A 19,290-nucleotide genomic window follows, 5' to 3' on the forward strand; every position below is an offset into this window, starting at 1 on the left:
GTTGAATTCCGCAGGTAATCCACCCGCCCAGCCTCCCGTCCCGCGAACCAGGAGTGGCGAAGCCAGCGTCAAGGATGTGGCGCTGCTGGCCGGTGTCTCGTGGAAGACCGTGTCCAACGTTGTCAACAACAGGCCAAACGTCAGCGCGCGGACCCGGGAAAAGGTCCTGGCCGCCATTTCCGAACTCGGCTACCGCCCCAACCTTGCCGGCCGCCAATTGCGGCAGGGCACCTCCCACACTCTGGTCCTCGCCATCCCCGAAATTTCTTCGCCGTACTTCGGCAAGCTCGCGGAGGAACTCATCGCGGCGGCCAAACGCCGGGGCTACACAGTCCTGACCGAAGTCTTCGGAGAGGACCTGCAAACCGAGCGCACGGTACTGACGGGCTACCGGGACCGGCTGGTGGACGGCGTGATTTACAGCCCCCTGGGCATGGACCTGGAACTCTTCAGGACACGCACGGACACAACGCCCATGGTGCTGCTGGGCGAAAGGCTTACCGGCGCTGGCGTGCCCCACGTCAGCATCGACAACGACCGATCCGCCCGTGACCTGGTGCAGCATCTCGCCGCCCGGGGGCGCAGGCAGCTGGGCTTCATTGGTGGACGTCCCGACAGCGGCGAAGGCACCGCGTCCCTGCGGCTTGACGGATTCCGCCGGGGCCTGGAAGAACAAGGCCTTCCCTTCGAGCCGCGGCTGGTGCTCGACGTCGGGACCTACAGCCGGCAGGAAGGGGAACTGGCAGCCCTGCGGCTCCTTAATTCCGGTCTCGCCTGCGACGGCATTATCTGCGCCAGCGACGTCCTGGCAGTAGGGGCATTGCGCGCCTTCCGGCGCCGCGGCGTTGCCGTACCCGGGCAGATGGCAGTTGCCGGCTGGGACGATATTCCGGAGGCGGAATTCATGTCTCCATCACTGACCAGCATTGCCCCCGACATGGCTGCACTGGCGGAGGAAGCGTGCCGTCTGCTGCTGGCCGGCATCGGGGGCACGGATACGGGCCCGCAGGAGATTGTCATCAGCCACCAGCTCAAGGACCGCGAATCCACGTATTAGCCCGGGGCTACGCAACCGGGACCAAGCACCCCTGGGCTTCAACAAATTTCTAACGTTGAAAATTTGCTGATCCTGTTGTTCACTGGAGAGGAATCCACCGCCCCTCCCAAGAAGGACAGCTCTTGACGAACTCCGATGTGACTTCCGCCCAGCCCAAGCCGGAGCACCCCCGCCCACAGCTTTTCCGCCAGAACTGGATCAACCTCAACGGAACCTGGGGCTTCGAAATCGATGCATCCGACTCGGGACTGGAGCGGGGCCTGGTCACCCGCGAACTCCAGGGCGAAATTCTGGTGCCCTTCGCCCCGGAGTCCGCCTTGTCCGGCGTGGAGCACGTCGATTTCATGGAAGCTGTCTGGTACCGGCATACCGTAACCGTTCCGCAGGAGTGGGCAGGGCAGCGCATCCTGCTGCATTTTGGTGCGGTGGACCATGACGCCACAGTGTGGGTGAACGGCGTCGAAGTAGCGCGGCACCGCGGCGGCTTTACCCCCTTCAGCGCCGACCTCACCGGCGTTGCCGAAGCAGGCGCGGAAGCTCTGATCGTTGTCCGGGCCAGGGATTCCCGGCACGAAATGCAGGCGCGGGGCAAGCAGGCCACCTGGTACAACAACACCCACTGCCAGTACACCCGCACCACCGGTATCTGGCAGACCGTATGGATGGAGGCCGTTCCGGAGGTCCATATCAAGCGGCTCCGCATGACGCCCAACCTGGCAGAGTCCGCCATCACGCTGGAAGTGCCTGTCAGCCAGAACCGTGCCGGGCACAGCGTCAGTGCAGTACTCAGCGATAAAGCCGGCGTTACTGTGGAGTCGGCCACCAGGGCAGACCTGGATCTCACCCCGTCCCTGCGGCTGGAAATTCCGGCTGAATCCCTTCGCCCCTGGTCCATCGAGGATCCGTTCCTGTACGACCTCGAGGTGACCGTGCGCGATGCCGCCGGCACAGTCGTCGACCGGGTCGCCAGCTATGCCGCGGTCCGCTCCGTAGCACTGGACGGCAAGGTGGTCCGGATCAACGGCAAGGCTGTGTTCCAGCGGCTCATCCTGGACCAGGGGTACTGGCCGGAGTCGCTCATGACCTCACCCAGCGACGCTGCCCTGGTGGAAGACATCGAGCTGGCGATGCGCGCAGGCTTTAATGGTGCCCGCCTGCACGAGAAGGTCTTTGAGGAGCGTTTCCTTTACCACGCCGACCGGCTGGGCTACCTGGTGTGGGGCGAGTTCGGCGACTGGGGGGTCTCCGGAGGCGGAACCGTGGGGCATAACCAAAAGCCCAGCGCGAGTTTCGTAGGGCAGTGGCTCGAAGTCCTGAAGCGCGACTTCAACCACCCCAGCATCATCGGCTGGTGCCCACTGAATGAGACGCACCAGATCATGCATGACAGGCCCACGGTGCTGGACGACGTGACGGAAGCCATGTTCTGGGCCACCAAACTGGCAGACCCCACCCGACCTGTCATCGACGCTTCGGGCTATTCCCACCGCATCCGCGAAACGGACATCTACGACTCCCACTCCTACGAACAGGACCCGGACCGCTTCCGAATCGAGCAGCAGGGCCTCTCCGAGGGCAAGCCCTTCATCAACCGCAGCCACGACGGCCAGGAGTACTCCGTCCCCTACGCGGGACAACCGTACTTTGTCTCCGAGTTCGGCGGGATCTGGTGGAACGAAGACGAGGCGCGGCGCGCTGCCCAGGAGGCCGGGCTCGGAACAGACGTTGCCACTTCCTGGGGCTACGGACAACGTGTAGGCAGTGAGGAAGAGTTCTACGAACGCTTCGACGGGCTCTGCAAAGCCCTGCTGGAGAACCCCGACATGTTCGGCTACTGCTACACGCAGTTGACCGATGTGTTCCAGGAGAAGAACGGCGTCTTCAACTTCGACCGCAGCACGAAGTTCGATGTTGACCGGCTCCGCGCCAGCCAGGCCCGGACGGCAGCCATCGAGGCCATGGAGGAAAGGGACGCACCCGGAATGTGACCGCCGCGGTCCTCCGGTTAACTGCGGTTACTCCCTGTATCCCAGGGTTTCGAGGGCCTTTGATTCCCCCTCCGGGGCTGCCGGATAGTTGCTGCAACGCGCACATTCCGTTGCATCTTTCGCCCCTTTCCAAGGAGGAACCATGGCCTTCAAAACCAAGCCGGCCGCCGTCGTGGCCCTTGCCGTCTCAGCGCTGCTGGGACTGGCTGCCTGCTCCGATCCCGGCGCCTCGGCGGCGACAGCACCGTCGTCGTCCGCCACCAATTCCACCGGCAAGACCTTCAACCTTTCGCCCCAGCAGGACCGCTTCAAAGCCTCCGTCGACTCCGCGGCAGCAGCCCTGGTCCCGGAAGCCATTAAGGCCGACGGCAAGCTCACCGTGGTGACCACGGGCGGCGCGGCACCGCTTAGCCTGTTCGCCACGGACAACAAGACCCTGATCGGCAGCGAGGTGGACATTGCCTACGCGGTGGGCGAGGCACTGGGACTCCAGGTCGAAGTCCTGCCCGTGGCCTGGGCCGACTGGCCGCTGGGCATTGAGTCATCCAAGTACGAGGCCGTGCTCTCCAACGTCACCGTCACCGAGGCGCGCAAGGAAAAGTTCGACTTCGCCACCTACCGCAACGACCTGCTGGGCTTCTACGCCAAGAGTGATTCCGGCATCGGTGAGATCAAGGAAGCCAAGGACGTGGCGGGCAAGAAGATCATCGTGGGCTCGGGCACCAACCAGGAAGCCATCCTGGTGCGCTGGGACGACGAGAACAAGAAGAACGGCCTGGCGCCGGTTGAGTTCCAATATTACGACGACGACTCCGCCTCGAGCCTGGCGCTCCAGTCAGGACGTGCGGACCTGACGTTCGGACCCAACGCGGCCGCCGCCTACAAGGCGGCGCAGGACGGGAAGACGAAGGAGGTGGGCACGCTGAACGGCGGCTGGCCGCTGACGGCACAGATTGCCTTCACCACGAAGAAGGGCAATGGTCTGGCAGTCGCGGCGCAGGCTGCGCTGAACCACCTGATCGAGGACGGCACCTACGCCAAGATCCTGGACCGCTGGGGCCTCTCCTCCGAGGCCATCCAGAAGTCCGAGCTGAACCCGGCGGGCCTGCCCAAGAAGTAGCGGCCTGCCGACGAAGGAATCCCCGCCGGGTGAACCAGCAATTCGCTGGAGCCCGGCGGGGATTTTTCTTTGCTTTACCAGGAGGGCAGCGCGGGCACCGGGCCTGCCGCCTCAACATCTTCGGCGTCCCCGCGTGCCAGCCATTTCAGCAGGCCCTCCCGGTCCGATTCAACCCGCAGGCCGCCGTCACCGATGACCCACTCGTCGCGTTCCTCGGTAACCAGCGTCATCCCTGGCGCGCCCTTGGCCCGCATGGCACGTACCACGGCCTCGATGGCGTTCAACAGCGAATCGGGGTCAGCCTCTTCGATGGTCCAGGCGGTTTCCAGGTCATGGTGGTGCACCACCACCTCGGCAATCCGCAGCGCCACGATCGACGTGGCCGGCAGGTCCCGTCCCCCAATCTTTACTTCCGGTGCCGCAAGTTCTCCGGTCAACCGCTGGGCTTCCCCGGCGAAGGCGGCTGCCGAGTCCCGCACTTCAGCCAGGAGGTCCTCCCGCGGCATGGCAGCAAGGGCGGCAATTGCCTCGGCGCGCGCTTCAGGGGACGCGTACAGCTGGCGTTCCTCCCCGGAGGTGGCCCAGTCGATCAGCCCAACCAGGGCACGTCCGCTGGATGCGACGTGGGCGATGACGTGGGCACGGGTCCACCCTTCACACAGCGAGGGGGCAGCCAGTTCTTCATCGGACAAGGAGGAGACCGTGGCCAGGAACATGTCCGTCTCCCGGCCCAAGCGGGACAGGTCTGAGTGCAGCCGTGCTGGATTGATCATTCCGCCAGCCTAACCGGGGCGTCATGGCCCCGGCCATGGTTACGGCCCGCCTGGTTCATACCGGCCGCGTATGGACTGAGACTGGTCCTTCCGCCACCCCCCAAAGAGCCGCCGCCACCGGGCGCATTGGGCCTGTTCGCGCTGGATCCATTGCAAATACAGCCCCTTTGATATGCGGAAACGGCACAATGCACCCCCGGCGGGAAACCGGGCATTTCCCTCATATGCCGCGTGTCACATTGGCTGTCAGGCTGGGGTGCCGAGGCCGCGGTCCGGATCCATCCGAATACCGCAACGCCTCCACACCCGCCCCCCTGAAAGGACCTGCGCCATGACCCTGCCGCACCCCCAATCCACGATCTCCGGAAACCCGGGAAAGGAGGTCCGGACAGCCAACTGGGTGGCCTTCATCATCTGCGCCGCCCTCCTTTTTGATGGCTACGACCTGGTGGTCTACGGCACCGTCCTTCCGGGACTGCTCGCGGACGCGGGCCAAATTGGTCATTTCGATGCGGCCACGGCCGGCCTCCTGGGGTCCTGGGCCCTGATCGGCGTGCTGGTGGGGTCACTGGCGTGCGGGGCGATCGGTGACTTCTTCGGCCGCCGCCGGCTGATGCTCGCGGGCATCGCCTGGTTCTCCCTGGGCATGTTCGCCACCGCCCTGGCCACTGACGTCACCGCATTCGGGGCCCTCCGGTTTGCCACCGGGCTGGGCCTGGGCGTGGTTATCGCCAGCGCCGGCGCCACGATGGCCGAGTTCGCGCCCGCGGGACGGCGTCAGTTCTACAACGCGATCGTCTACTCCGGGGTCCCCGCGGGCGGAGTGCTGGCGTCCGTCCTGGGCATCGCCTTCCTGGACAGCATCGGCTGGCGCGGTCTCTTCGTCATTGGGTCCCTGCCCCTCCTGGTCATCCTGCCCATTGCCTGGCGGAAGCTTCCGGAGTCCCCGCGGTGGCTGTTGGCCCGCGGCCGGGAGGAGGAAGCCCTGGCCGCTGCATGGCGCACCGGGGTGCCGCTCGCCGAAGAGCAGGTGATCCGGGAGGCCGGCGCCGCTCCGCGGAAATCCGGGTTCGCCGCCGTCTTCTCCCGCCAGTTCGCCGTGGCCTCGATCCTGCTGGGCCTGATGTCCTTCTGTGGCCTCCTGCTGACGTACGGGCTCAACACCTGGCTGCCCAAGATCGTGGAGGGCTACGGCTACGGCCGGACCTATGCCCTGTTCTTCCCGCTGGCCCTGAACCTCGGTGCCGTGGTGGGCGGGCTGGTCGCTTCCCGGATGGCGGACCGGAACGGGCCGCAGCGGGTTATCGCTGCCACGTTTGCCCTCGCCACCATTTCCCTGGGATTGATGACGTTCAGCTTCCCGCTGCCGCTGCTCTTCACCTTCATTGCCACCGCAGGGGTGGGAACCCTGGGCACCCAGGTGCTGGTCTACGGTTTCCAGTCCAACTATTTCACCACCAATGCCCGCGCCGCCGGCGTCGCCTGGTGCGCCAGCGTGGGCCGGCTCGGCGGGGTCCTGGGCCCGATCATCGGCGGCTGGCTGGCCGCAGCGGGCATCGGCGGGGCAACAGCCTTCTACCTTTACGGAGCGGTAGCCCTGCTCGGCGGCGCCGTCACTGTCCTGGTGCCGCGCCAGCCCAGGCTCGAAGAAGCTGTGCCCGCAGCGGAGGAACAGCAAGATTACGTCGAAAAAGTATCTAAGTAAGGCTTTTTATGGTTACTCTATGAATCAATGAGGCCGCGCCGCGCCTCCCCCGGCCCGTTGGAAGGTGGCACCGGATGGACATCCGCCAGCTGAACTACTTCATCGCGGTGGCGGAGGAGCGGCACTTCGGCAGGGCGGCAAAGCGCCTGCACATGGCGCAGCCGCCCCTGTCCCAGCAGATCCGCCAACTGGAAGACCAACTGGGCGTCCAGCTGCTCAACCGCACCACCCGGCGGGTGGACCTGACGGCGGCGGGCCAGCTCCTGCTGGACCGCGGCCGCCAGATCGTCAACGACGTCGAGACACTCCGGGCCGATGTCTACCAAGTGGGCAAGGGCGCCACCGGCGTCCTCCGGGTGGGGTTTTCCGGATCGGCAACCTACGGGGTCATGCCCCGGATCGCGCGGCTCACCAAGCAGGTCCTGCCCGGCCTGTCGCTGGCGCTGAACGGGGAGATGCTGACGCCGTCCATGGAAGCGGGGCTGCGGAACGGGACCCTGGACGCGGCGCTGCTGCGTCCCCCCGTTGCCTCCGAAGAGATCGACTACCGCGTGGTCAGCCAGGAGCCACTCGTCGTCGCGCTTCCCTCCTTCAGCGCCCTGGCGGTGGACCGGCCCGTGGCCATGCATGAACTGCAGGACCAGGACTTCATCGCCTACGCTCCGGAGTCCGTGCTGAACCGTATTACCTCGGACCTCTGCCGCCAGGCGGGCTTCCAGCCGCGGATCACGCAAGTGGTGGGTGAGACCTCCACAATGCTGGCGTTCGTGGCTGCGGGCGGCGGCATCGCCGTCATGCCGTCCAGCGTGCGCGCCTTCCAGCTCGAAGGCGTCGCGTACCGGGAAATCGACAACGTTCCGCCGGTGGAACTCGCCGTCGCCTGGCTGCGCGGCCACCGGTCCGCCCTCCTGCAAAACTTCCTGGACATCGTGGCCAGGGCAACCGCTGACGCCACCCCTGCCGGCACCCCCGCTCCCGCTGATGAAAGGCTCCTCCCGTCATGAAGATCGCAGCCATCGAGGCGATCCCCTACTCGATCCCGTACCGCCACCCGCTGCATTTCGCCTCCGGTTCCGTGCACGAGGCCGACCACGTCCTGGTCCGCGTCCACACCGACGACGGCGTGGTGGGCACTGCGGACACCCCGCCCCGCCCCTACACCTATGGTGAGACGCAGAAGTCCATCGTGGCGGTAGTGCAGGATGTCTTCGCCCCGCAGCTGGTGGGCACCGACGTCTTTGACCGGGAAAAAATCCAGGCCGTCCTGGCGCGCACCATCCACAACCAGACGGCCAAGGGCGCGGTGGATATCGCCGTTTGGGACGTCATCGGCAAGACCCTGGGGCAGCCCGTGACCAAGCTGCTGGGCGGCTATACCGATTCGCTGCGCGTCTCCCACATGCTCGGATTCAAACCCGCCAAGGAACTCCTGGCCTTGGCCCTGGAGTTCCGGGAAACCTACGGCATCAACACCTTCAAGCTGAAGACCGGCCGCCGGCCGCTGAACCTGGACATCGAGGCTGCCAGGGTGCTGCGGGAGGGCCTGGGCGAGGACGCCGAGCTGTACATGGACGCCAACCGCGGCTGGACGGCCAACGAGGCCGCCGAGGTGCTGCGCCGCACCGCCGACCTCGGCCTGCAGTTCCTTGAGGAGCCGGACGACGCCCGCGAAGTCCTGGGCCGCCGGCGCCTGGTCACCAACTCCCCCATTCCCATTGCCGCGGACGAATCCGCCGCCAACCTGGGCGAGGCGGCCCGCGAAATCCTGACCGGCGGGGCCAACCTGCTGTCCGTGAAGACCGCCCGGTCCGGCTTCACCGAGGCCGCCAAGATCGTTGGCATGGCCGAGGGCATGGGCATCGATGTCTATATCGGCAACCAGATCGACACCCAGGTGGGCACGGTCGCCTCCGTGGTGTTCGGCGCAGCCTTCGCGCACACGGCCAGGCGTGCGGCGGAGCTGTCCAACTACCTGGATATGACCGATGACCTGCTGGCGCAACCACTGGCCATCACCGGCGGCCGGATTCACGCTCCCGAAACTCCCGGCGCAGGCACCGATGTGGACGAGGACAAGCTGGCCCACTACCGCACCGACTGACACCCGTTCCTTCCACCGAGAGGTCACCATGAAGTACCTGGTCCATATGGACGTCAAACTGCCCGCCGGCATGCCCGCCGAAGAAGCCGCCGGCATCAAGGCAAAGGAGAAGGCCTATTCCCAGGAACTGCAGCGTTCCGGCAAGTGGCCCGAGATCTGGCGAGTGGTGGGCGAATACGCCAACTACTCCATCTTCGATGTCGAATCGAACGACGAGCTGCACGGGATTCTGCAGGACCTTCCGCTGTTCCCGTACATGGACATCACCGTGGTTCCGCTGGCCAAGCACCCGTCGGACGTCAAGTAGGCAGCAGTCCCCGCGGCGTTCCGGGTCAGTCCCTGGCCCGGAACGCGGCAGCAAGTTCGCTGCGCGACCGGATTCCCATCTTCCGGTACAGCCGCGTCAGGTGGTACTGCACCGTCTTTTCGGCCAGGAACAGGGACCGGGCCGCCTCCTTGTTGGTTGCCCCGGCAGCCACCAGTTCGGCGACGGCCTGTTCCTGGGCGGTGAGCTGTTGATGGTGGCTGCCCACCGAGGAGAGCACGGGATCCGCCGGGTCCGGCAGGTTCCCCACGTCGAGGCCGGTTGCCTTCAGCTCGCGGTCGCACCGTTCCACGTACGTGGCCGCGCCAAGGGTGTCGTACAGATCCCGCGCCGCCCGCAGCACCGATGAGGCCAAGCGCCGCTTTCCGGCCCGGCGCATGCTTTGCCCGAACGCGAAACTTATCCGCGCACGCAGATAAGGGCGGTTGAGCCCGCGAAGGTGCCCCAGCGCCGCCTCGAAGTACTCCCTTGCCGTGTCCGGGTCGCCCTGCGCGGCCAGCAGCCGCCCCCGCGCCCACGCCACGCGGGCCAGGTCCGAGGGGACTTCCCGTTCGCGGTGAACTCGCTCGAACGCGGTCAGGAACGTCTCAGCGGCATCGAGCTTGTCCGTCATGACCAGGGCGTTGACATACGTGTCCTGCCAGGGCCAAAAGGACACCCGTTGATCAGTCCAGGGGTCCAGCTCCGCCAGCGGCTGCATGGCAGCCAGGGCACTTTCGTAGTCCGCCCGTGCCTCGTGGAAGCGGGCGCGCGCCAGGCTGGCCGGGACCTGCATGGCGCGGTAGGTTCCCGGCTGCACCGCGGCCTGCGAGACGTAGTAGCGTGCGCGGTCCCAGTCGCCCCGCATGGACCACAGCTCGGCGGCCGTCCAATACAGCAGCGGCCGGATCAGCGGCATCCGCGAGGTCTCCAGCCGGACGCTGGCCCGGGAGATGGTGGCGGCGGCCGCATCCCAGTTGCCCAGCACAAGGTGGGTGCGGGCCAGCCAGGCCTCGGCCCACAGGGAGATCCGCAGCGATCCCCCGCGGTACTCCGTGGGGGCGGCCGACTCAAAATTCACCAGCGCGGATTCGGCGTTGTCCAAGCGCAGGGCCAGCCAGCCGGCACCCATCTGCACCCGTTGCTTCTGGGCATTCTCGGCCGCCTGGGCTGAGGCCCGCTGGTAGGAGGCCTCGGCGTCCGATATCCGGCCCTGGGCATACAGGCCCAGGCCGTAGATGGCTTCCGACTCGATGTGCGCCGGTGTTCCGGGCTCGGTCAGAGCCATGGCTCGTTCGGCCCAACCGGTGATCATCGGGCCGTCCCAGGAGGCCACCCCGTGGAGGACGAAACGCTGGGCCACCTGTGCTGCGGCGGCGGGTTCATGCTGCGGATTGCTGGTCCGCCAGGCCATCTCCAGTTGGCTTTGGGCGCTGTCGTTCTGGCCGGACACCGTGGACAGGTACCCAAGCACCGAGGAGCGCAGGGGCGACGGCGGCAGGGCATCCACTGCCCCGGCCCAGGCCTGCGCCTGGGCCACATTGCCGGAGCCGACCAGGGCGTCGACGGCTTTCAGGAGCCGCAGGTTGCGGGCGCGGATATTGGGGGACAGCCGCGAGGCGGAGAACAGCGCGGTGGAGGCATCCTGCCACGCCCCGACCGTGGCCTGCCGCCGCGCGAAGTCTTCCAGTTCCGCGGCCAGGGTTTCGTCTGCGGCCGGGGTGGCGGCAACCCGGTGGCCCAACTGTTCGCCCTCGGACTGGACGGCCACGGCGGCCTTCCGGTGCAGGGCAATGCGCCGGCTGGGGACGATCTGTTCGTAGACGGCTTCCGCGGTGCCGGGTTCCAGGAAGGCGACGGCGGAGCGGGACTGGTCCACGGACAGTCCCAGGAGCCCCGCACGGTGTCCCTCATCGAGTGCCGGCAAGACGGATTCCAGGCCGCCCACCCTGGCCACCTCAGCCAGGCCGGCGCCGGGGCCGAGCACAGCTGCGGCCTCCGCGGCGGCGACCAGGGCGGGGGACGCGGCGGCCAGGACGCTGCGGACCCTGGCGCGCACCCGGGAGGTGGGCGGCAGGGACGGGAACCACGACTGCCACGTTTCCGGCGGCAACTCGCGGAGCAGCTCCACGATGGACTGGGCAATCCCGCCGGTGTGCGTCACCAGGCCGTGGGCCGCCGTCGCGCTGAGGTCAAGGCCGAACAGGCTCCGGGCCACGTCCTGGACCTGCTGCGGCGAGAGGGGTTCCAGCGGAATGCGGACCACCTGGTGGCCGGTGAGGAAGTCGAGCACGCCGGCGGGGACACGGGGTGCGTCTAGAGGGTTGAGGGTCAGCAGGAAGAGGACCCGCTTGTCGTGCAGCCTGCGCATGACGAAGGTGAGGATGCGCAGGCTCTCCTCGTCGAGCTTGTGGACGTCGTCGACGGCGACCACCACGCTGCCGTGCGTCTGCAGGCCTTCGAGATGGGTGCTGAGGGTGGAGGCGTAGTTGACCACCTGGTCGGGGGTCAGGGCGGCGACGGGCCCCGGCGCCAGGGCCGGGCCGTCGTCGTAATCCTTTGCCGTACGGAGCGGCAGGGTCCGCATGAGCTGGGAGTAGCCTGCCAAGGCGAACTGCGCCTCCCAGTCGTCCCCCATGGCGGACAGCACGCGGACGCCTCGGGCGGCCGTGCGGCAGTGGTCAAGGAAGAGTTCCAGGAGTGCGGTTTTGCCCGATCCGGACGGGCCGGAGAGGACAACGGTTCCCACCTTGCCTTTGCGGACGGTGCGGAGGATTTCCAGCAGCTGCTCGAACACCGCGGCCCGGCCCGCCAGCGGGAAGTCCTCCGCCATCTCGCCCTGGGTGGAGCCCGCTGTCATGGCCGCAATCCTACCGGAGGGGCCTGGGCGCCCCCCATGGCGTGCATCGATTGGATGCACTAGCCCAGGTCGCCGCCGGCCACGGGGAGGATGCTGCCGGTCAGGTAGGACGCCTCGTCCGAGGCAAGGAACACGATGGGCGCCGCCTGCTCGTCCAGGGTGCCGTAGCGCTTCATGAACGAGGACTCCACCGTCTGGTCAACGATGGTCTGGTACCAGTCTTTCTCGGTGGCGGATTCGGCGTCCGGCCCCCGCTTGACCTTCCGCGGCGGGGCTTCCGTGCCGCCCGGGGCGGTGGCCACCACGCGGATGCCCTGCCCGGCCACCTCCATGGCCAGCGACTGGGTCAGGGCGTTCACGCCACCTTTCGCCGCGGCATACGGCACCCGGTGCATTCCCCGGGTGGCTACCGAGGAGACGTTCACGATCGTGCCCGAGCCCTGCTCCATCATGGCCGGCAGGACTGCCCGGCAAGTCCAGAGCGTGGGAAAGAGCGAACGGCGGATTTCCTTCTCGATCTTGTCCTCGTCGTACTCCTGGTAGGGACGGGCCCAGATGGTGCCGCCCACGTTGTTGACCAGCACGTCCACCCGGCCGTGGGCTGCGAGCGCTGCCTTGATGGCCTGGGTGGCGCCGGCGAAGGTCTCCAGGTCCGCGGTGACGGACGTGGCCGCCCCGCCCGAACCCGACGCCTTGGCGGCCTCGTCGATGCCGCGGGCAACGTCGTGGACGAGGTCCGCGCGGTCCACCAGGACCACTGCGCCGCCTTCGGCGCCGATGCGCTCGGCCACCTTCTGGCCGATCCCCTGGGCGGCACCGGTGACGACGGCGACCTTGCCGCCGAACCTGCCCGGCGTCATGTATTGCCCGGCGTACGGCGCAGCCATCAGAGGGCGGCCTTGGCGTCGATGGCCCCGGCCATGGTGTCCTTCGCGTCCTGGGCATGGGCGGTGATGACGGCGCGCAGGTGGTCCTTGTCGCCTCGTTCGAAAGCGCTCACGATCTCAAGGTGGTCCTGCGTGACGCGTTCGAAGATCGGCGTTCCGGCTTCGAACGCCGCGGCCATTTGGGCGTGGACGTCCAGGCGCCGGTAGGACTCCAGGAGCATCGGGTTGTCGCAGACCATGAAGAGGTACTCGTGGAATTCCTCGTTGGTGCGCGCGAACTCCTCGGGATCTGTGATGCTCCCGCCCTGCACCGAGCCGGTGGTGGCTTCCGCGAGCCGGCGGAACTGGCGAAGTTGGTGTTCACTGAGCCTTCCCAGCAGCAGTTCGCTGACCGCAAGCTCCAGGCCCATCCGGGCATCAAGCTGGGCGAAGCTGTCCTCCTTGCGGAAATCCAACCGCCCGGTTTCCAGCGAGGACACGGCCTCGCCGCGGGTCATGGTGTCGCCGTCGGCCTGGACTTTCTCAACCGGAGCCGGCGCGCCCGTTTCAGCGTCGCCTCCGGTGGTTTCCTTCGGTGCGAAACGTTCGAAGTAGAAGTTGGCAGGCTTGATGCCTTCGGTATCCAGCCACTTGGAGACAGCGTTGACCATGGGCGGCGGGCCGCAGAGGTAGATGTCCACGTCGCCGTCGTTGAGGTGCTTCGGTTCGATGATCTGCGTGACGTAGCCGGTGTGCGGGGCGGAGGTGCCGGGCTCGGAGGCGATGTAGTCCCAGGTGAAGCCGGGCAGTTTCGCCTCGTAGGCGCGGAGCCAGTCCAGGCCCACGATGTCCGCCTCACGGGTGAGTCCGTAAATCAGGTGGACCGGGCTGGAGGGCGGGTTTTCGGCAAGCTTTTCCAGGATGGACAGCAACGGGGCCAGTCCGGTGCCACCGGCCAGGAGCAGGAGGGGCCGCTTAGGTTCGCGCAGGAAGAAGGATCCGTACGGGCCGGTGAACTCGATGGCATCGCCTACGGCGGCGCGGTCGCGCAGGTACTCGGACATCGCGCCCTGTGGAGTCACACGGACCATGAAGGACGCATCCTGGACCTCGGGGCCGCTGCTGAAGGAGTAGGAGCGCTCGGCATCGGTGCCGGGAACCTTGAGGTTGACGTACTGCCCGGGGAGGAAGGCCAGCGCCTCGCGGTCGTCCACCTCAAGGGTGAAGGACACCGTGGTGTCCGTGTGCCGGTTGAGCTCCTTGACGGTGGAGCTGAAGGTGGCAGCCGCCGTCTTGGCCGATTCGGACGTGGCGGGGATCTGGATGGCCAGGTCGGACTCCGGGACAGCCTGGCAGGTCAGCAGGTAGCCCTTTTCGAGTTCCTCCTCCGTCATGGCGTCGTCGATGAAGTCGCCCGGGTCGAACGAGCCGGAATCGCAGAACGCCTTGCACGTACCGCAGGCGCCGTCCCGGCAGTCTGACGGAATGTTGATGCGCGCCTTGTAGGCGGCATCCATGACGGTCTCATAATCGCCGACCTTGATGACTTTGGTGACGCCGTCTTCGAAGCTGAGGGCTACTTTGTGGCCCATGGGGTCCTCCTGACTGGCCGGGCGCGTCGTCGCGTCCCGGGTAAAAAAGTTGTGGCGTGCCCGGCGGGCACAGGGATGGAAGCTGCCGCGCAGCGCCCGTATGTCCCGGCGCCGGCTGCGGGCAGGTCAGATCATGTAGACATCCACCACGTGGTGGATGTAGTCGTTCTTCAGGACCACTTTCTTCTTCAGGATCACCGGCTGCAGGCCGGACAGGTCCAGCGTGTAGTAGCTGGTGCCGAAGTAGGTGTCCGTCGTGTTGTAGCGGAAGTAGAGGGTGAACCAGTTGAAGCGCACCTCCACCTTGCCGCCGTCGTTCGCCAACACTTCGACGTCGGTGATGTTGTGGCCCGCGCGCGGCTCCGGGAGGGAAGTGGCTGATGACCTGTCGGTCTTGATCCGGAACACCCGGTCCTCGATGCCGCCGCGGTTGTCGTAGTAGATCAGGGAAATCTCGTTCTGGGGATCCTGCGTCAGCTGGTCGTCCACGTCCCAGGCCGGCATCCAGAATTCGGAGTCCGGGTGGTAGCACTCCAGCCATTCATCGAACTGGCGGTCATCCAGGAGGCGGGCTTCCCGGTAGAGGAACGCCCGGACGGTTTCGAGGGTTGCGATCTCCTCCGCGGTCTTGAGGACCGGGGTGGTGTGGGTCAGGTTGGTCATGGGTTCTGCGCTCTCTGTGGTTCCTGTGGGCTCTCTCAGGCGGTGACGGGAACGGATTCCAGGGCGGAACGCTCCTCTTCCTCGGCCAGGGCCCGGTCCATGACTTCCTTCCAGTACCCGTGCTGGATGGGGTAGAGCCCCTCGTCTTCGGTGCGCACGCCGGAGGCGATCACCCTTGTCATGCCCAGCGCCTGCGCCTGCTCGTCCGGGCCGGTGATCTCGTGGGTGGAGCCGCGGGTCATGTCATTCCACGGGGCGCTGGTGGCCCAGTAGGTCTTGTTACAGGAGCGGAATTCCTCCAGGTCGTCCGGGGTTGCCATTCCCGTGGCGTTGAAGAAGTCCTCGTATTGGCGGATGCGCTTGGAGCGGTTCTCCTGCGACTCACCTTTGGGGGCGATGCAATAGATGGTCACCTCTGTCTGGTCCGCGGAGATTGGCCGGAAGTGGCGGATCTGGGAGGAGAACTGGTCCATGATGTAGACGTTCGGGTACAGGCAGAGGTTGCGCGAGATGTTGATCATGAAGTTCGCCATCTCCTCGCCGTACTTGGCCACAAGCTCGTCGCGGCGGTCCCACAACGGGCGGTCCTGGGGGTTGGTCCATTCCTGCCACAGCAGCAGGTGCCCGTGGTCGTAGGAGTAGAACCCGCCCTTGACTTTGCCCCACTTGCCGGCGTCCATGGCCTTGGTCTTGTTGGCGGAGTCACCGGCGCTGCGGCGGGCCGTGGTGGCTGCGTAGTTCCAGTGCACTGCGGTGACGTGGTAGCCGTCCGCGCCGTTCTCGGCCTGGACCTTCCAGTTGCCGTCGTAGGTGTAGGTGGAGGAACCGCGCAGCACTTCCAGGCCTTCGGGCGACTGGTCAACGATCGAGTCGATGACCTTGGTGGCATCGCCCAGGTGCTCCTCGAGCGGGAGCACGTCGGCCTTCAGGGAGCCGAACAGGAAGCCGCGGTAGGACTCAAAGCGGGCCACCTTGGTGAGGTCGTGCGAGCCTTCCTTGTTGAAGGTCTCGGGGTAGCCGGCGTTCCGGGAGTCCTTGACCTTGAGCAGCTCGCCGGAGTTCTTGAAGGTCCAGCCGTGGAACGGGCAGGTGAAGGTGGTGCGGTTGTCCGTCTTGCGGCGGCACAGCATGGCGCCGCGGTGCGAACAGGCGTTGACCAGGCAGTTGAGCTTCCCGTCCTTGTCCCGGGTGATCATCACGGGGGTACGGCCGATGTAGGTGGTGAAGTAGTCGCCCACGTTGGGGATCTGCGACTCGTGGGCGAGGTACACCCAGTTGCCTTCGAATATGTGCTTCATCTCGAGTTCGAAGATCTCCTGGTCGGTGAAGATCTCGCGCTTGGCCCGGATGACGCCGTTCTCGCGGTCGTCGATCAAGGCGTCGGCAAGGACCTCGCGGGCATGGATCAGGTTCTCGGTCATGGCGTGCTCCTTCATTGGAGATTGCTGGACGGACGGGCGGAGGTCCACTCGGGAAGAGGCTTCGGCGGCGGACGTTATCCAGCAATTCTTACCGCTCGTGATTGGCCTCACATCAGGCAAATACCTAGGTTCCACCAAGGGTGCCTTTATGTACTGATAATGACTCAAAAGACGCCTAGTTGATATTTGTAGCGTCCTTATCTGCGGCCCTACGATTGAGACCGAGATCACGCGGTGCCGTGCAGGGCAGGTGGAACGTTCCGCCCAGCAGGCCGCGTGGGGAGCAGGAGCCCTTCCTGTCCCATTCAATGAAGAAGGTGGACATCGTCATGACCCAGACCCCAACGGACAGCCGCACGGAAAACGAAGGCACCGCCGTCGAAGCAGGCTCCAAGGCAACCGAACGCTTCGCCGCGTCAGGCAAGCTCTCCCGGGTGGATGTATCCAAGGAACGGGTGAGCCTGCTGGCCGGCGCACTGATCAAGGCCGCCAACGACATCGTCGTGGAGCACCAGGTCACCTATGAGGAATACAACGCCCTTAAAGCATGGCTGATCAAGGTGGGCACGGACGGTGAATGGCCGCTGTTCCTCGACGTCTGGCTTGAACACACCGTTGAGGACGTGAACTCCCAGGACCGACCCGGCACCGTGGGCACCATCGAGGGCCCCTACTACGTCCCCAACTCCCCGGAACTCCAGACGCCTGCCACCGTGGAAATGCGCGACGACGAAGAGGGCACCCCGCTGCGGTTCACCGGCCAGTTCACCGACACCGACGGCAACCCCATCCAGGGCGCCCAGGTGGAGATCTGGCACGCGGACGCCGCCGGTTTCTACTCCCAGTACGCCCCGGGCATGCCCGAGTGGCTCTTCCGGGCCACCGTCAAGGCCTCGGACGACGGCCGGTTCGAGATCAACACCATGCGTCCGGCGCCCTACCAGATCCCCACGGACGGCGCCTGCGGACAGCTGATCAACGCCGCGGGCTGGCACGCCTGGCGTCCGGCGCACATCCACATCAAGGTGTCCGCGCCGGGCTACGAGCCGGTCACGCAGCAGCTGTACTTCCCCGGCGACCCCCACAACGCGGACGACATCGCCTCGGCGGTGAAGCCTGAACTGATGCTGGACCCCCGCCCCCGTTCCGACGGAAAGGGCGAGGAAGTAGTTTATGACTACGTCCTGGCAAAGCAGGGCCAGAAGAAGTAGCACGCAAACTGGGAGATACCCCCGCACGGAGGCGCTCCGGAGCTGATGCTTCGGAGCGCCTCCGGTTTTTCCGCGCCAGCCAGGAGTTCCGATGAGCCATACCCGCCCCGACCCGGCCGCCACATCCGCCGGGTCAGCCCCGCCGGCGCCGGAACCCCTGTTGGAGCGCCCGGGGGTCAGGCCCGCGGGTCCGCGCCGGGTTCTTCGCGACCTGGGCCTGTCGTACGTCTCCAACGGGGCAATCGGGCTCATCTTCGCGGCGTCCGGACCCATCGCCGTCACCCTGGCCGTCGGGACGGCCGGCGGCCTGACCCAGGGCCAACTGTCGTCCTGGGTTTTTGGCATCCTTTTCTCGGGCGGCGCGGCGACCCTGCTGATGTCGCTCATTTACCGGCAGCCCCTGGGCTTCGCGTGGTCCATCCCTGGCACGGTGCTCCTGGGGCCGTCCCTTCAGCACCTGGCCTTCCCCGAAGTCGTCGGGGCCTTTTTCACCTCCGGCGTGCTGATCCTAGCCCTGGGCGCCACCGGGGTGGTGCGCAAAGCCATGGCGCTGGTGCCCATGCCGCTCGTAATGGCCATGGTGGCTGCGGTGTTCCTGAAGTTCGGCACAGACATCGTCGCCGCAACCCAGGACAACCCGGCCGTGGCTGCTCCGATGGTGGCCGCGTTCCTGGTCCTTACCGCAGTTCCCATGCTTGGCAGGTTTCTGCCGCCGGTCCTGGGCACACTGGTGGCGGGCTGCATCGCCGTAGCGGCCAGCGGCCAGTTCAACCTTCCGCCCGGCGGACCGCTCGTGGCCACCCCGGTTTTCACTGCCCCTGACTTTACGTGGGCTGCCCAGCTCGAGCTGGTGGTTCCGCTGGCCCTCACCGTCCTGTTCGTTCAAAATGGCCAGGGCATCGCAGTCCTCCGTGCCGCCGGCCATCAGCCGCCCGTGAATGCCTTCGCCATTGCCTCCGGCGCTTTTTCGGTGCTGAACGCCGGCTTCGGCGCCGTTTCGGCCTGCGTCACAGGCCCCACCAACGCCCTGTTGACCTCGTCCGGGAAGCGGGAGCGCCAATACACGGCCGCCGTGGCGTATGGCCTGCTGGCCCTGGTGTTCGCTGCTTTTGCTCCCACTCTGACCCGGCTGATGCTCGCCGCGCCCAAGGAGTTTGTCCTGGCGTTGGGCGGCATCGCGATGCTGCGGGCCCTCCAGCAGGCCTTCGTCACGGCCTTCGCCACCAGCTTCACCCTGGGCTCGCTGGTGACGTTCGTGGTGACCATCTCCGGCATGAACCTCTTCAACATCCATGCAGCCTTCTGGGGCCTGGTCATCGGCTACGGGGTGTCCCGCCTGCTGGAGCGCGCGGACCACGCCCAGCCGTGAGGCGGGAACGGGCGCGTGCCACAGAACCCGGCGGGGATTCTTCCGTGTCAGCGCGGGTCCGGTTCAACCGCCCAGGCCAGCCGGTGCAGGAAAGTTGCAGTCCTGCTCCGGAACGCCAACCACGCCCGCCGCTTCCACCCGGGCTTCGCGATGACCTGTGGGGCGTGCGGCAGTGCGCTCCCGCCGTCGCGGATAGCGCCCGCAAACAAGAGGGCAACGAGGCTTGCGCTTTCCATCTTTCTCCAAGCTGTACTGGTAAA

15 protein-coding genes are annotated in these 19,290 nt (G+C 66.4%); 9 read left to right on the forward strand and 6 right to left on the reverse strand.

Translation table 11 applies throughout. The features are described 5' to 3' along the window. Position 1: 1 nt before the first annotated feature. From LFT49_RS19400 to LFT49_RS19410, 3 genes are all read left to right on the forward strand, one after another. The gene (locus LFT49_RS19400; RefSeq protein ID WP_236820691.1) at positions 2-1,057 is read left to right on the forward strand and encodes a LacI family DNA-binding transcriptional regulator; all 1,056 of its coding nucleotides are present in this window, start codon (positions 2-4) and stop codon (positions 1,055-1,057) included. Between the two features lie 137 nt (positions 1,058-1,194). Continuing rightward, the gene (locus LFT49_RS19405) at positions 1,195-3,045 is read left to right on the forward strand and encodes a glycoside hydrolase family 2 protein (RefSeq protein WP_237430559.1); all 1,851 of its coding nucleotides are present in this window, start codon (positions 1,195-1,197) and stop codon (positions 3,043-3,045) included. A 142-nt stretch (positions 3,046-3,187) separates the two neighbouring features. After that, positions 3,188-4,165: an ABC transporter substrate-binding protein gene (locus tag LFT49_RS19410; RefSeq protein WP_237429126.1), complete on the forward strand. Its 978-nt coding sequence runs from the start codon at positions 3,188-3,190 to the stop codon at positions 4,163-4,165. Positions 4,166-4,239: 74 nt separating this feature from the next. Here LFT49_RS19410 and LFT49_RS19415 read toward each other — a convergent pair whose 3' ends face one another. After that, the gene (locus LFT49_RS19415) at positions 4,240-4,938 is read right to left on the reverse strand and encodes a maleylpyruvate isomerase family mycothiol-dependent enzyme (protein WP_237429127.1); all 699 of its coding nucleotides are present in this window, start codon (positions 4,936-4,938) and stop codon (positions 4,240-4,242) included. A gap of 331 nt (positions 4,939-5,269) precedes the next feature. Between LFT49_RS19415 and LFT49_RS19420 the strand changes: the two genes are divergently transcribed. From LFT49_RS19420 to catC, 4 genes are all read left to right on the forward strand, one after another. Next, a complete protein-coding gene (locus LFT49_RS19420) occupies positions 5,270-6,643 on the forward strand; it encodes an MFS transporter (RefSeq protein WP_237429128.1) in 1,374 nt (457 codons plus the stop codon). 74 nt (positions 6,644-6,717) lie between these two features. Beyond that, on the forward strand, positions 6,718-7,647 hold the full coding sequence (locus LFT49_RS19425; RefSeq protein ID WP_236820695.1) for a LysR substrate-binding domain-containing protein: 930 nt from the start codon (positions 6,718-6,720) through the stop codon (positions 7,645-7,647). After that, complete coding sequence (locus tag LFT49_RS19430; protein ID WP_237429129.1) at positions 7,644-8,744, forward strand: mandelate racemase/muconate lactonizing enzyme family protein; 1,101 nt, start codon at positions 7,644-7,646, stop codon at positions 8,742-8,744. The genes LFT49_RS19425 and LFT49_RS19430 overlap by 4 nt, the downstream gene beginning before the upstream one ends. Before the next feature lie 28 nt (positions 8,745-8,772). After that, the gene (catC, locus tag LFT49_RS19435) at positions 8,773-9,051 is read left to right on the forward strand and encodes a muconolactone Delta-isomerase (RefSeq protein WP_236820697.1); all 279 of its coding nucleotides are present in this window, start codon (positions 8,773-8,775) and stop codon (positions 9,049-9,051) included. Between the two features lie 25 nt (positions 9,052-9,076). Here the strand turns inward: catC and LFT49_RS19440 are convergent, their stop codons facing one another. The 5 genes from LFT49_RS19440 to benA form a co-directional block, all read right to left on the reverse strand. Further along, complete coding sequence (locus LFT49_RS19440; RefSeq protein ID WP_237429130.1) at positions 9,077-11,908, reverse strand: AAA family ATPase; 2,832 nt, start codon at positions 11,906-11,908, stop codon at positions 9,077-9,079. 59 nt (positions 11,909-11,967) lie between these two features. After that, a complete protein-coding gene (locus tag LFT49_RS19445) occupies positions 11,968-12,795 on the reverse strand; it encodes a 1,6-dihydroxycyclohexa-2,4-diene-1-carboxylate dehydrogenase (protein WP_237429131.1) in 828 nt (275 codons plus the stop codon). After that, the gene (benC, locus tag LFT49_RS19450) at positions 12,795-14,366 is read right to left on the reverse strand and encodes a benzoate 1,2-dioxygenase electron transfer component BenC (protein ID WP_237429132.1); all 1,572 of its coding nucleotides are present in this window, start codon (positions 14,364-14,366) and stop codon (positions 12,795-12,797) included. Before benC ends, LFT49_RS19445 begins: the two co-directional genes overlap by 1 nt. A gap of 126 nt (positions 14,367-14,492) precedes the next feature. Further along, positions 14,493-15,029, reverse strand: a complete 537-nt coding sequence (benB, locus tag LFT49_RS19455; RefSeq protein ID WP_237429133.1) for a benzoate 1,2-dioxygenase small subunit — start codon at positions 15,027-15,029, stop codon at positions 14,493-14,495. A 35-nt stretch (positions 15,030-15,064) separates the two neighbouring features. Then, positions 15,065-16,450, reverse strand: a complete 1,386-nt coding sequence (benA, locus tag LFT49_RS19460; RefSeq protein WP_237429134.1) for a benzoate 1,2-dioxygenase large subunit — start codon at positions 16,448-16,450, stop codon at positions 15,065-15,067. Positions 16,451-16,779: 329 nt separating this feature from the next. Between benA and catA the strand changes: the two genes are divergently transcribed. Further along, a complete protein-coding gene (gene catA, locus LFT49_RS19465) occupies positions 16,780-17,661 on the forward strand; it encodes a catechol 1,2-dioxygenase (protein ID WP_236820703.1) in 882 nt (293 codons plus the stop codon). Between the two features lie 91 nt (positions 17,662-17,752). Beyond that, entirely contained in the window at positions 17,753-19,030 is a 1,278-nt protein-coding gene (locus LFT49_RS19470; protein ID WP_237429135.1) for a benzoate/H(+) symporter BenE family transporter, read from the forward strand. The last annotated feature ends 260 nt before the right edge of the window (positions 19,031-19,290 follow it).

This window comes from Arthrobacter sp. FW306-06-A, from assembly GCF_021870055.1.
Taxonomy (GTDB): domain Bacteria; phylum Actinomycetota; class Actinomycetes; order Actinomycetales; family Micrococcaceae; genus Arthrobacter.